The organism is Arthrobacter sp. UKPF54-2 (assembly GCF_007858535.1).
Classification (GTDB): Bacteria; Actinomycetota; Actinomycetes; order Actinomycetales; family Micrococcaceae; genus Arthrobacter.
This window is the reverse complement of sequence record NZ_CP040174.1, coordinates 1,699,072-1,710,970: the sequence shown is the minus strand read 5'-3', so window position 1 is coordinate 1,710,970 and position 11,899 is coordinate 1,699,072. Positions and strand designations below refer to the sequence as shown.

The window sequence follows — 11,899 nt, the reverse complement described above, 5'->3', positions numbered from 1 at the left end:
CCCCGGCCCACCAGGGCCGCCGGCTCAGTACGTGGAGGCCTCCGGGCCCAGGAGGAACTCCTTGGCATGCGCCACGGCCTTCTTGAAGGCGTCATTGCGCAGGCTCAGCAGCTGTTCCGCCTCGTCCGCGGCCGGCTCGAGGTAGCCGGTGAAACCGGGCCTGAGGACCCAGATGTCCCCGGCTGGTGGCAAATAGAACACCCCGAAGGAACGCTGCTGGCTGTCCTCGGCGGACCAGATGGGCACCACTGCCAGCGCCGCCCCGGTGTCCACGTTGATCCACTGCGCACGCGGGAGGGGCAATTCGTGGGCCTCCGGGTCAAGGAACGGTGCCGTTCCCTCGCCCCACCGCTCCTCGAAGCGTTCGTGAAAGGCCGGCATCAGGTGCGAATCGTAACGCCGCCATGCGCTCATGGCCGTACTCCTTTTCTTGGACTTCCTTGCCTGGCAAAGCGGGCCGGGAGTCCCGGCGCCGCGGTCATTCCGGACGCTCCCACCGCACCGGGGTCACCCGCAGCACCGGTTCCCGGTCCCGGTGGTGCCGGACCGGGATACTGCGGCCTTCGGCCGCCGCGGGCCCGGCGGCCGGGGACCGTACGGCGGGGTCATACTCCGCTCGCGACGCCGGATTCCTCAGGACGGCGAACGACTCCAGGATGAGCCGCACCTCGTCCGCGGCCCGGTCCGCGGCGCCGGGCTCGGCGCCGGCAACGGCTGGGGCGGCGGCTGCCTCCCGATCCGGGTGCCGGAGCCGCATGAGCGCACGGAAAGAGCGCTGGATCTCCGCCGGCGTGGCGTCCGGCGCCACCTGCAGGGCGGCGTAGAACCCACGCGGGTCACGGTTCATCGTTCCACCCCCTCCAGCGATCCGGCGGGGATCAGGCCGGCCCGGACGGGCCTGATCCCCGCGCTCTGCTTCCCGGACTCTGGTCCCCGAATGCCCCGGCCGCGGGGCCGGGGCCGGGGTTACTTCCCGATCTCCTGCAGCTTGTCCTGCGTGTGGGTGATTTCGATCTTCCGCGGCTTGGCCTTCTCCGCCACGGGGATGCGGAGGGTCAGGACGCCGTCGGCGTAGTGGGCCTTGACGTGGTCCAGGTCGAGGCTGTCGCCCAGGATCAGCTGGCGGCTGAACACCCCGCGGGGCCGCTCGGAGGCCAGCAGTTCGACGTTGGGCTGCGTCGGGTCGCGCCTCTCGGCCTTCACCGTGAGGACGTTGCGCTCGATGTCGAGATCCACCGAGTCAACGTTGACGCCGGGAAGGTCGAACGCAACCACAAACTCGCCGTCCTCCTGCCATGCGTCCATCGGCATGGCGGCCGGGCGGGCCGTCGTTCCAAACACCTGCTGCGTCAGCCGGTCCAGTTCGCGGAACGGGTCGGTACGCATCAACATCACTTACCACTCCTTCATCAAAGAGAGTCCAATTCCTGTTCGTATCCAGCCCGCAATTATCTGTGGTAGTGGATATAGATTTTTTATAGCACTAGTGCGAGACTACTGCAAGGGGAAATCTCCCGAGGGATGAAGGAGGCGAGGTCATGGCGGAACGGGGGCCCGACGTCGGCGTGTATGCGATCTCAGTGGTGGCACAGCTGGTGGGGACAGGGCAGCAGAACATCCGGCTGTATGAACGGAAGGGCCTGCTGACGCCGGACCGGACGGCGGGCGGCACCAGGCAGTACAGCGACACGGATTTGGCGGTGCTGCGCCGGATCGGCGAACTGCTGGAGGAGGGCCTGAACCTGGCCGGCGTGGCCAAGGTGCTGGAGCTGGAGACGGCCAACGCCCGGCTGCGTGCGGAACTTAAACGCCGCGGGGCGCGCTGACCGGCAGCGCGCCCCGCAGTCCCTGCCCGCCTAGTCGGCGCCGGTCTCCGGCTTGGAGAGTTCGCCGGTGACGGGCTCCCCCGGGATCCGGGCCGTCCGCCAGGTGTCCAGCAGGATCACGGCGCCCAGGATCACGAACGAGATGGACAGCGAGGCAAGGGCGTCGGTGGTCCAGTGGTAGCCCAGGTACAGCCGGCTGACGGCGGCGAAAAAGATGCCGACGCCGGCCACAGCGAAGCCCGCGACGGCGGCCTTGGGGTTCTGGCGGCGGGAGAAGACCAGGAACGTTGTGACGAGCAGGAAGTCGCACGCGCCCAGGACATGCCCGGAGGGGAACGAGAACGTGGAGTCGGCCCCGAAAAGCATCAGGTCCACGGGCGGCCGCTGCCGTCCCACCGTCCGGCCGATCAGCTGCGCCAGAATGACCCCGGTCAGCATGGCGCCGGCCAGTACCATCGGCCGCCAGGCGTGTTTGGCCAGCAGGCCCCAGGCCACGGTGACCACCAGGATGATGATGGGCAGCCCGATGGGTCCGAAAACGATGGCCAGGATGATCATGATGGTTGTGGCGGGCTCCCCGCGCAGCGTCACCAGCCAGGAACGCACCGGCTCATCCACCGCGCTGATTCCGCCGTGCTGCAGGACGCTGACCAGGATGAAGGTGAACAACACGGCACCGGCGACCATAAGTCCGACGGCGGTGCGGTAGAGGTTTCTCCGCGCATCCGCATCCATGTAGCGTTCCTCCACCACGAACTTGTCGTGGAAGACCCGCCACCAGCCGGACGATTTCCCGGTTTCTTGCTCTGCCATTCCCGCATCCGCCTTTGAGCCGTGTGTTGACATTCCCATCGTGCAGAATATCCCGGTTCCGTCTCGGCCGGCGCGTTGGGCGCTGTGGGCCCGCCCGCGACCGCGCGGCCTCCCGCCGGTAGCCTTAGGCAATGGGCGTGATGAATGAACTGATCAACCCGGGTGTCGTGGCCACGCTGGAGCACATCCTGGCCGCGGCATCCCCCGGCCTCCGTTTGCCCCAGCTCGCCGCAACGGCCGGGCTCCTTGAGGCACGGAGCCTGCGGGAACGCACCGACCTCCTTAGCCGCGCCATCCTCGCCGATCTCCCCGGCGGCTACGCCGAGGCGGCGTCCCTCTTCCGCCGGGCACTGACGGACCCGGGCTTTACCGGCTGGATGATCTGGCCCGTCAGCGAGTCGGCGGTCAGCCGCGCGCTCGCGGGATCGCATCCGGGCGATTTCACGGACTGCCTGGCGCTGCTCGCCGAGCTGACTCCCCGGCTGACCGGGGAATTCGCGATCCGGCGGCTCCTCGCCGCGGACCTGGACGGCGCTCTGGACGTTATCCAGGGCTGGACCTCCCATCCGGACTGGCACGTCCGCCGACTGGCCAGCGAGGGCACGAGGGCCTACCTGCCGTGGGCCATCCGGGTCCCCGAACTCACGGCCCGCCCCGCGGCAACCCTGCCGATCCTCGACGCCCTGTACCGCGACCCGGTCGAGGATGTCCGGCGGTCCGTCGCGAACCACCTGAACGATCTGGCCCGGCACGCTCCGGACGCCGTGGTGGCCACCGCCGCCCGCTGGATGGCTGCCCCGGACGCCAACACGGCCCGGGTGGTGCGGCACGGCCTGCGGACCCTGATCAAGAAGGCCCACCCTGGGGCGCTGGAGCTGCTGGGGTTCCCGCCGGCTCCGCTCGCGGTGACGCCGCCCCGGCTTGACCGCAGCGTCGTCGAGCTTCCCGGGGAACTCGGGTTCGCATTCGATGTCGCCAACACCGGACCGGAGGAGGCCCGCATCGCCGTCGACTACGTTGTGCACTACGCGAAGGCCAGCGGCGTCCTGGCGGAAAAGGTGTTCAAGCTCGGAACGGCCGTGCTCGGGCCGGGCGAATCGAGGACCTTTACGAAGCGCCACGCCTTCCGCCAGATGACCACCCGGGTCCACCACGCCGGCGATCACGCCCTGCAGCCGCAGGTCAACGGGGTGCGCCATCCGGAGGCCCGGTTCACGGTGGTGACGTAGGACGCCTCATGCCGAGGCGCCCGCTCGTGGCGCGCCGGCCGGCCCGGATCAACACCGTCCGCCAGCTCCCCGCGTGGTGAGTTGACTCACATTTAAATCAGACGTTACTCTCGCTTCAGCCGTTGGCCATTAGGGCGACCACCTCCAGGAAAGACTGTGCGATGACGACAGCAAGCGAGTGCATTGATATCCAGGTCGACAGCCGCCGGCTGCTTGACGACCGGCTCAACGACGCGGTCCTGGGGCTGCAGCGCCTCGCGATGCTCACGGGCACCCACGGCATCCTGCTGACGCGCCTTAAGCCCGGCCACTACACGGCCGCGCTCTCGGACCAGGTTCCCTTCGGGATGACCCGGGAACTCGTCCACTAGGGCACCTCCACCGGGGCGGGACGCACCCCCGGGCCGTCCGGCTCCGGGTCCCACAAGCCAGGTCCCGGGCGGCTGAGCATCGAATCGCCGCCGGGGACCGTTGTGCTTAAGCGGCCGCCCGGCCTCAGCCCGTCACCAGTCGTGAACGGTGCCGTCGACGAGCCGGTTGTACGGCAGGTAGGCCTGCTGGTAGGGGTACGCGGCAGCGGCTTCCTCGTTGAATTCGACGCCGATGCCGGGCGTCTCGCCCGGGTGCAGGTAGCCGTCCACGAAGGTCATGGACTGCTCGAAGACATCGTTGGTCGCATCCGAGTGCTGCATGTACTCCTGGATCCCGTAGTTGTGGATCGCCAGGCCCACGTGCAGCTGCGCGGCGAACCCGACCGGGGAGATGTCGGTGGGGCCGTGGAAGCCGGACTTGATCTGGTATTGCGCGGCGTAGTCCATGACTTTCTTCAGCGGGCTGATCCCGCCGAAGTGCGTGGAGGCGGCCCGGACGTAGTCGATCAGCTGTTCCTTGATCAGGGCCTGGAAGTCGTAGACGGTGTTGAAGATTTCACCGATCGCCAGCGGGGTGGTGGTGTGCTGCCGGACCAGGCGCAGCGCCTCCTGGTTCTCCGCCGGGGTGCAGTCCTCCAGCCAGAACAGGTCGTAGGGCTCCAGCGCCTTGCCCAGCTTCGCGGCCTGGATCGGCGTCATCCGGTGGTGCCCGTCGTGCAGCAGCGGCAGCTCGGGGCCGAACTCGTTGCGCACGGCCTCGAACACGGTGGGCAGGTGCCGCAGGTAGGCCCGGGTGTCCCAGTCCTCTTCCTGCGGGAACGCGCCGCGCCCGGCCGGTTCGTAGTCGTACCGTTCGCCGGAGGCCTGCGCCTGGGCCGCGACCCCGTAGACGGCCTTGATGCCGGGCACCGCGGTCTGGATGCGGATCGACTTGTAGCCCAGCGCCAGGTGCTCGCGCACCGAGTCGAACAGGGACTCCAGGTCCGAGCCGGAGGCGTGACCGTAGGCGCGCAGTCCGTTCCGGGAGGCCCCGCCCAGGAGCTGGTACACCGGCATCCCGGCCAGCTTGCCCTTGATGTCCCACAGGGCCATGTCGACGGCGGCGATCGCGGCCATGGTGACGGGTCCGCGGCGCCAGTACGCGGAGCGGTAGAGGAACTGCCAGGTGTCCTCGATCCGGTGCGGGTCCTTGCCGATCAGCAGCTGAGCGACGTGCTCCTTGAGGTACGCGGCGACGGCCAGCTCACGGCCATTCAGCGTCGCGTCACCGATCCCGGTGACACCGTCCTCAGTCGTGATCCGCAGGGTAACGAAGTTCCGGGAGGGGCTGGTGACAAAAACGTCGGCGGCAATAATTTTCACGGCGGGTCCAGGCTTTCGGTGTCGGTCGGGAGGGGGTCCAGGGGTTGGGGTTAGCGTTGGGTGCTGCCGTCCGGGGCGGTGCCAAGCAGCGCCAGTTCCGCGGCGCTGGGCAGGCCCTCGCAGTCACCGGCGGTGCTGACCGCGAAGGCGCCGGCGAGGGTGCCTCGGCGCAGGCGCTCGGCGACGTCCCCGCCGTCGAGCAGGGCCGACAAGTAGCCGGCGGTGAAGGCGTCCCCGGCCCCGACGGTGTCGATGCAGGTCACGGGGACGGCGGGGGCTTCAAGGCGGCCTGCGGCGGTGTGCACGCCGGCGCCGGCGGCGCCGCGCTTGACCACCACTTCCCGCACGCCGCGGTCCAGCAGCTCGGCGGCCATGGCCAGTTCGGCTGCGTCCGGGTCCGCGCCGACGGCGGCGCCGCCGTCGGCGACGAGGCCGAGTTCGTCGTCGGAGGCCACCAGGACGGTGGCGTGCCGGGCGAGGGGGGTGAGGACGGCGCGAGCCTCGTCGCGGGACCACAGTTTGCTGCGGTAGTTGACGTCGAGGGAGACCACCAGCCCTTCGGCGGCGCCGCGTGCGGCGGCGTATTCGACGGCGCGGCGGGCTTCGGGGCTGAGGGCGGCGGTGATGCCGGTCAGGTGCAGGACCCGGGGGCCTGCGGCGAAGGCCCGGTCCACGTCCCCGCGGCTGATCGTGGAGCCCGCTGACCCGGCGCGGTAGTAGTAGGCGCGGCTGATGTCCGCGGTGCGCCGCTCCAGGAACATCACCCCGGTGGCGCGGGCGGCATCCACCCGGTGGTGCACCGCGAGGCCCTCGCTCCGCAGCTGCCGCAGGATGAATTCGCCGTGCGGGTCCGCGCCGACGACGCCGGCCCACGCCACGCTGTGCCCCAGCCGGGCGACGCCGACGGCGACGTTAGACTCCGCCCCGGCCACGTGCATGGCCAGGCTGCCGCCGGCGGACAGCGGCCCCGCCGAACGCAGCGAGACCATCGACTCGCCGAGCGTGAGCACGTCGACGCTCACCGCGCAGGCTCCGCGGCGCTGTCCCGGCCGTAGCCGGCGGCCAGGCCAACGAACGCCCGGGCCCGCTCGCGCACCGGGGCAAGGTCGCCGCCCGAGCCGGCGTCGCCGAACAGCGGGCCGCCGAGTCCGACGGCGACCGCGCCGGCGTCCCAGTATCCGGCGGCCTGGTCCAGCCCGACGCCGCCCACCGCGATGAACGGGATGCCGGGGAAGGGGTCGCGGAGTGCCTTGAGGTAGCCGGGGCCGCCGATCGAGGCGGGGAAGAGCTTCACCGCGGTGGCGCCGCGGTTCATCGCCTCGTAGGCCTCGCTGGGGGTCAGCGCGCCGGCCAGGACGGGGATGCCGAGGCGGGCGGATTCCTGGATGGAGCTCGCCAGCGACGGCGTCACCATGAACTGGCCGCCGGCCTCGGCCACCTCCGCCACGTCCGCGGCGGTGAGGACGGTGCCGGCTCCGACGAAGCAGCCTGCTGGGGCGGCGGCGCGGACCGTGCGAATGGCGGCAAGCGCGTCCGGGGTGGTCAGGGCGATTTCGACGTAGCGGAAACCTTCCTCCATGGCCGCGAGGGCGGCCCTGGCGGCGGCTCCGCCGTCGGTGCCACGCACGATCGCCACGAGGCGCGTCTCGCGGATCCCGGCGAGCAGGTGCTCGGGGGTGGGCTCGGATGCCATGTTGTTCACCATTCTGCGAAGGCGCCGTCGGGGTGGCGCCAGACGGGTCCGCGCCACGCGTGGCCGCGCTTGTCCGCGGCCCGGACCACGGCCTCGTCGATCTCGATGCCGAGGCCTGGGCCGGTGAGCCGCTCGATGTGCCCGTCGACGAATTTCAACGGGGTTTTGTCCACCACGTAGTCCAGCACCTCGGCTCCCTGGTTGTAGTGGATGCCGATGCTTTGTTCCTGGATCAGGAAGTTGGGGGTGGCGAAGCCCACCTGCAGGCAGGCGGCGAGGGCCAGCGGTCCCAGCGGGCAGTGCGGGGCCAGCTGGACCTCGTAGATTTCGGCGAGGGAGGCGATCTTGCGGACCTCGGTGATGCCGCCGGCGTGTGAGAGGTCCGGCTGGGCTACGGCGATTCCGGCCTGCAGCGCGGGCAGGAATTCCTGCCGGCTGTAGAGCCGCTCGCCGGTGGAGACCGGCGTCGTGGTGGCGGAGGTGAATTCGTGCAGCAGGTGCGTGTTTTCCGGGACCACGGGTTCTTCGAGGAAGAACGGCCGGTACGGTTCCAGCAGCGGCGCTACCCGCCGGGCGTTGGCCAGGCTGAAGCGGCCGTGGAAGTCGACGGCGACGTCGCGGTGGTCCCCGAGCACCTCACGGGCGGCCGCGACCCGCCGGACGACGCCGTCGAGCTCGGCGACCGTGGCGACGGGGCTCATCCGGCCGCTGGCGTTCATCTTTACGGCGGTGAGCCCCACCTCCAGCTGGGCGCTGATCTGGTCCGCCACCTCGTTGGGCTCGTCCCCGCCCACCCAGCCGTACATCCGGATCCGGTCGCGGACGTGGCCGCCCAGGAGCTGGTGCACGGGGGTGTTGAAGTGCTTGCCGGCGATGTCCCAGAGGGCCTGGTCAAGTCCGGAGACGGCGCTGGCCAGGATGGGGCCGCCGCGGTAGAAGGAGCCCTTGGTCATGACCTGCCAGTGGTCCTCGATGCGGAGCGCGTCGTTGCCGATCAGCAGTTCGGAGAGCTGGTCGACGGCGGTGCGGACCGTTTCGCTGCGGCCCTCACAGCTGGCTTCGCCCCAGCCGACGATCCCGCTCTCGGTTTCGATCCGGACGAAGAGCCAGCGCGGTGCGACGAGGAAAGTTTCGATCCTGCTGATGCGTGTCATCGGTGGCCTAGCCCTTGGTCGCGCCGGCGGTGAGGCCGGAGACGATGTACTTCTGCGTGAAGAGCGCAATGATCATGATCGGGATGGTGACCACGGTGGCGGCGGCCATCAGCCCGCCCCAGTCGATGCTGGCGTAGGAGACGAAGTCGAAGATCGCCACGGGAAGGGTCTTGGTTTTCGAGCCGGAGAGCACCAGGGCGAACATGAAGTTGTTCCAGGAGAAGATGAAGGACAGGATGCCGGCGGTGGCGATGCCGGAGACGGACAGCGGCAGCGTGATGCGCCGGAACGCGCCGATCGGGGTGAGCCCGTCCACCTGCGCCGATTCCTCCAGCTCCAGCGGCAGCGAGTCGAAGTAGCTCATCATGATGTAGACGATCAGCGGCAGCGCGACGAACATGTGGCTCAGGATGAGGACCTCGAAGCCGCCCACCATCTTCAGGTTGGAGAAGACGTAGTACCAGGGCACCAGCAGCGAGACGCCGGGGATGACGCGGGCCATCAGGACCACCAGCGCCGAGCGGTGCATGGTGAAGCGGCTCATCGCGTAGGCCGCCGGCACGCCGAGGACCAGGGACAGCGCGGTGGAGACGAACGCCACCCAGAAGCTGTTGAAGATGAACACGAAGTAGTTGTTGCGCTGCAGCACGTTGGCGTAGTTCTCGCCGGTGGGGGTGAAGACGAAGGACTTGGCCGTGTCGTAGATGTCCACGTTCGTCTTGAAGGAGGCCAGCAGCATCCAGAACAGCGGGGCGATCAGGAACAGCACGACGGCGACCAGGGCAACAACCCGGAAGACCTTGTACGCGCGGGTGGCCAGCGGCTTGCGGCGGCGGGGGGCCGGGGCGGTCCGGGCGGCCGTGGTGTTGTCGGTGGTCTGGTTCAGGACGGTCATTTGCTTACCGCTTTCTTGCGCATGGTCAGCAGCCACATGGTGCCGATGATGATCATGAAGAACAGGATCAGCACCGCGGAGGAGAGCCCGTACTGGTTGTAGTCGAAGCTCAGGCCGTAGGCGTAGACGTTGAGGGTCTCCACCTCGTGGAAGGACCCGCCGCCCTTGCCCTTGGTGGCGTAGAGGATGTCGAAGGTCTTCAGGGCGTCGATGCCGCGCAGCAGGACGGCGACGATCACGGTCGGCATCATGAGCGGCAGGGTGATGAAGAAGAAGCGCTGGAAGGCGTTCGCGCCGTCCATCCGGGCGGCCTCGTCCGGTTCCTCGGAGAGCGAGGTCAGGCCGGCGAGCAGGATCAGGACCACCATGGGGGTCCATTGCCAGATGTCCATAAAGATCGTGGTGCCCAGGGCGGTGTCCTGGCCGGAGAGCCACGGTTGCGGGGGGATGCCGATCATGCCGAGGAGCTGGTTGACGAAGCCGATGTTGGGGTCGAAGATCAGCCGCCACATCATGCCGACGGCCACGGGGGTGGCAACCAGCGGCAGCAGGATGGCGACGCGCACCCATTTTTCGCCGCGGAAGGGCCGCCACAGCAGCAGGGCGATGCCCATGCCCAGAACAACTTCGCAGGCCAGTGCGACGCCGGTGAAGCTGAGCGTGCGGCCGACGGCGGGCCAGAACCGTTCGACGTCGGAGAGCACCGTGAGGTAGTTCTCGAGGCCGACGAACTGGGAGGCGGCGCGGACCGAACCCTGCGAGTCGGTGAGGCTCAGGTAGAGCGTCCACGCGAGCGGGAAAACGATCAGCACGCCGACGAAGATCATCGCCGGTGCGGCGAAGAGCCACTTGCGGTGCCGGTTGGCCCAGGCGGAGAAGTTCTCCCGCGGACCGGGCGTGCGGGCCGGGCTGCGGCCGGCACCGGGGGCGGTGTCACGGGCGGTCTCGCCGCGGGAAGTGTTCAGAACAGACATGGTTCACCTAAGGAGTCGGGGGTGAAGTTCAGAGCATGGCCGCGGCGGGACGGCGGCTTGGCAGCCGTCCCGCCGCGGCGGTGTGCGAGGGCGGTTCGCGTTGGGCGTCCGGCATTGGGCACTAGGCACCGGCTGCCCGGCGCCCGGCGCGGACCGCCGGGGGCGCTACTTCTTTTCGCTGTCCAGGAACTTCTGGAAGGCGTCGTGGGCCGTGTCGGCCGCGGCCGAGGAATCGGCGCCGGTGATGGTGGCAACGATCGGGGCACCGACGATTTCGCGGGCCTTGCCCACGGTGACAACCTCGGGACGGTCGTGGCCCACGCCGACCTTGGCGCTGGCGGCAATGGCCTCGGCCAGGTCCTTCGGGTAGGTGGAAGTTCCGGCCGGATCAGCCCAGACCGAGGCGCGCGGGCCGGGGACGCCGGCCTTCTGTGCCTCCAGGGTGCGTTCCTTGCTGGTAGCCCACTGGATGAACTTCCAGGCGTTGTCCTGATTGCCGGAGGCCTGGTTGACCGCAAGGCCCCAGGACGGGATGTTGTACGGCTTGGAACCGGCCGGGCCGGCGGGCAGGGCGGCGAAACCGACCTTGTCCGCGACCTTGGACTTGGCCGGATCGGTGGCGTTCTTGTAGAGCGAGTCGGCCTCGGTGTAGAAGGCGGCCTTGCCCTGGGTGAAGATGGCCATCGCCTCAGGCCAGCTCATGTCGGTGCTGACGTTCTTCGGGCCGTAGTTCTTGATCAGGCCGCCGTAGAAGGAGTAGGCCTTCTTCGCGGCGTCGCTGCCGACGGCGGACTTGCCGCTGGCGTCGGTGAAGTCGCCGCCGAAGCTGTAAAGGAAGCTGGAGAACTGGGTGACCGCGGCGGACTTGCCGGTGCGGGCCACGAAGCCGGCGGTATCCGGAGTGGTTTCGGAGACCTTCTTCGCGGCGGCCTGCAGCTCGTCCATGGTCTTGGGGACCGCGACGCCGGCGGCCTGCAGCAGGTCCTTGCGGTAGTAGAGCACTTCGCGTTCGGTGATGATCGGAACGCCGACCACCTTGCCGTCCACGGTGGTGGCCTTGACGGGGCCCTCCTGGTAGTCCTTCCAGTCCCACGTCGCGTCGGAGGAGACCTTGGAGGTCAGGTCGGCGAGGTAGCCGTTCTTCGCGAACGCCTTGCCTTCCTGGAGCGGGCGGTACATCATGACGTCGATTTCGTCGCTGCCGGCGTTGAGCTTGACGTTGTACTGGTCCGAGAGCTGGTCTTCGCCGAGCTGGGTGAGCTCGACCTTGAGGCCGCTGGCCTTTTCGAATTCCGGAATGGCTGCCTTGATGCCCTCGGTCCACACGTGGTTGGCCAGCGTGACCCGCACCGTGCCGGCGGCCTTGGCATCGCCGCTGCCGCTGCCGCCGCCGCAGGCGGTCAGGCCGAGCGACAGCGCCGCGGCCACGGCCGCGTACTTCACAATTGAACGCCGCTTCATTACGACTCCCTTGTCTTCAGGGCCGGATCGAGCTCCAGCCGCCCGCGGATGCATCTTTACATCTGCTCTGGAGCGATCTTAGAGAAATAAAGCAGACTTAAACAACCCCTTGCGCCCACCC

At 68.9% G+C, this 11,899-nt stretch carries 14 protein-coding genes; 3 read left to right on the top strand and 11 right to left on the bottom strand.

What is annotated here, in order from left to right; translation table 11 throughout:
* Positions 1 to 24: 24 nt before the first annotated feature.
* The 3 genes from E7Y32_RS07800 to E7Y32_RS07790 form a co-directional block, all read right to left on the bottom strand.
* Entirely contained in the window at positions 25 to 414 is a 390-nt protein-coding gene (locus E7Y32_RS07800) for a hypothetical protein (protein ID WP_146336629.1), read from the bottom strand.
* Between the two features lie 64 nt (positions 415 to 478).
* Positions 479 to 847 carry a DnaJ domain-containing protein gene (locus E7Y32_RS07795; protein ID WP_146336628.1) on the bottom strand — a complete coding sequence of 123 codons (369 nt, stop codon included), beginning with the start codon at positions 845 to 847 and terminating at the stop codon, positions 479 to 481.
* Positions 848 to 966: 119 nt separating this feature from the next.
* Positions 967 to 1,392: an Hsp20/alpha crystallin family protein gene (locus tag E7Y32_RS07790; protein ID WP_146338371.1), complete on the bottom strand. Its 426-nt coding sequence runs from the start codon at positions 1,390 to 1,392 to the stop codon at positions 967 to 969.
* Between the two features lie 146 nt (positions 1,393 to 1,538).
* Between E7Y32_RS07790 and E7Y32_RS07785 the strand changes: the two genes are divergently transcribed.
* Positions 1,539 to 1,826: a MerR family transcriptional regulator gene (locus E7Y32_RS07785; RefSeq protein WP_146336627.1), complete on the top strand. Its 288-nt coding sequence runs from the start codon at positions 1,539 to 1,541 to the stop codon at positions 1,824 to 1,826.
* A 30-nt stretch (positions 1,827 to 1,856) separates the two neighbouring features.
* On the opposite strand, the gene E7Y32_RS07780 is transcribed toward E7Y32_RS07785, so the two are convergent.
* The gene (locus E7Y32_RS07780) at positions 1,857 to 2,639 is read right to left on the bottom strand and encodes a phosphatase PAP2 family protein (protein WP_146336626.1); all 783 of its coding nucleotides are present in this window, start codon (positions 2,637 to 2,639) and stop codon (positions 1,857 to 1,859) included.
* A 131-nt stretch (positions 2,640 to 2,770) separates the two neighbouring features.
* Between E7Y32_RS07780 and E7Y32_RS07775 the strand changes: the two genes are divergently transcribed.
* Both E7Y32_RS07775 and E7Y32_RS07770 read left to right on the top strand, forming a co-directional pair.
* Entirely contained in the window at positions 2,771 to 3,868 is a 1,098-nt protein-coding gene (locus tag E7Y32_RS07775) for a DNA alkylation repair protein (RefSeq protein ID WP_146336625.1), read from the top strand.
* Between the two features lie 161 nt (positions 3,869 to 4,029).
* Positions 4,030 to 4,239 carry a hypothetical protein gene (locus E7Y32_RS07770; RefSeq protein WP_146336624.1) on the top strand — a complete coding sequence of 70 codons (210 nt, stop codon included), beginning with the start codon at positions 4,030 to 4,032 and terminating at the stop codon, positions 4,237 to 4,239.
* A gap of 132 nt (positions 4,240 to 4,371) precedes the next feature.
* On the opposite strand, the gene manD is transcribed toward E7Y32_RS07770, so the two are convergent.
* The 7 genes from manD to E7Y32_RS07735 form a co-directional block, all read right to left on the bottom strand.
* Positions 4,372 to 5,601: a D-mannonate dehydratase ManD gene (gene manD / locus E7Y32_RS07765; RefSeq protein ID WP_146336623.1), complete on the bottom strand. Its 1,230-nt coding sequence runs from the start codon at positions 5,599 to 5,601 to the stop codon at positions 4,372 to 4,374.
* A gap of 50 nt (positions 5,602 to 5,651) precedes the next feature.
* Positions 5,652 to 6,623: a sugar kinase gene (locus tag E7Y32_RS07760; protein WP_261382581.1), complete on the bottom strand. Its 972-nt coding sequence runs from the start codon at positions 6,621 to 6,623 to the stop codon at positions 5,652 to 5,654.
* Complete coding sequence (locus tag E7Y32_RS07755; protein ID WP_146336622.1) at positions 6,620 to 7,294, bottom strand: bifunctional 4-hydroxy-2-oxoglutarate aldolase/2-dehydro-3-deoxy-phosphogluconate aldolase; 675 nt, start codon at positions 7,292 to 7,294, stop codon at positions 6,620 to 6,622. Before E7Y32_RS07755 ends, E7Y32_RS07760 begins: the two co-directional genes overlap by 4 nt.
* Before the next feature lie 5 nt (positions 7,295 to 7,299).
* Positions 7,300 to 8,448, bottom strand: a complete 1,149-nt coding sequence (gene dgoD / locus E7Y32_RS07750; protein WP_146336621.1) for a galactonate dehydratase — start codon at positions 8,446 to 8,448, stop codon at positions 7,300 to 7,302.
* Between the two features lie 7 nt (positions 8,449 to 8,455).
* A complete protein-coding gene (locus E7Y32_RS07745) occupies positions 8,456 to 9,343 on the bottom strand; it encodes a carbohydrate ABC transporter permease (RefSeq protein WP_146336620.1) in 888 nt (295 codons plus the stop codon).
* Positions 9,340 to 10,317 (bottom strand): carbohydrate ABC transporter permease, encoded by a 978-nt coding sequence (locus tag E7Y32_RS07740; protein ID WP_261382580.1) that lies wholly within the window; start codon positions 10,315 to 10,317, stop codon positions 9,340 to 9,342. Before E7Y32_RS07740 ends, E7Y32_RS07745 begins: the two co-directional genes overlap by 4 nt.
* Positions 10,318 to 10,482: 165 nt before the next feature.
* Positions 10,483 to 11,778, bottom strand: a complete 1,296-nt coding sequence (locus E7Y32_RS07735) for an ABC transporter substrate-binding protein (protein ID WP_146336619.1) — start codon at positions 11,776 to 11,778, stop codon at positions 10,483 to 10,485.
* Between the last annotated feature and the right edge of the window lie 121 nt (positions 11,779 to 11,899).

Coding starts and splice junctions, on each gene's coding strand:
- E7Y32_RS07755 (WP_146336622.1), bottom strand. CDS start 7,294: ATGGCATCCGAGCCCACCCCCGAGCACCTGCTCGCCGGGATCCGCGAG.
- E7Y32_RS07770 (WP_146336624.1), top strand. CDS start 4,030: ATGACGACAGCAAGCGAGTGCATTGATATCCAGGTCGACAGCCGCCGG.
- E7Y32_RS07735 (WP_146336619.1), bottom strand. CDS start 11,778: ATGAAGCGGCGTTCAATTGTGAAGTACGCGGCCGTGGCCGCGGCGCTG.
- dgoD (WP_146336621.1), bottom strand. CDS start 8,448: ATGACACGCATCAGCAGGATCGAAACTTTCCTCGTCGCACCGCGCTGG.
- E7Y32_RS07785 (WP_146336627.1), top strand. CDS start 1,539: ATGGCGGAACGGGGGCCCGACGTCGGCGTGTATGCGATCTCAGTGGTG.
- E7Y32_RS07790 (WP_146338371.1), bottom strand. CDS start 1,392: ATGTTGATGCGTACCGACCCGTTCCGCGAACTGGACCGGCTGACGCAG.
- E7Y32_RS07800 (WP_146336629.1), bottom strand. CDS start 414: ATGAGCGCATGGCGGCGTTACGATTCGCACCTGATGCCGGCCTTTCAC.
- E7Y32_RS07795 (WP_146336628.1), bottom strand. CDS start 847: ATGAACCGTGACCCGCGTGGGTTCTACGCCGCCCTGCAGGTGGCGCCG.
- E7Y32_RS07780 (WP_146336626.1), bottom strand. CDS start 2,639: ATGGCAGAGCAAGAAACCGGGAAATCGTCCGGCTGGTGGCGGGTCTTC.
- E7Y32_RS07740 (WP_261382580.1), bottom strand. CDS start 10,317: ATGTCTGTTCTGAACACTTCCCGCGGCGAGACCGCCCGTGACACCGCC.
- E7Y32_RS07775 (WP_146336625.1), top strand. CDS start 2,771: ATGGGCGTGATGAATGAACTGATCAACCCGGGTGTCGTGGCCACGCTG.
- E7Y32_RS07745 (WP_146336620.1), bottom strand. CDS start 9,343: ATGACCGTCCTGAACCAGACCACCGACAACACCACGGCCGCCCGGACC.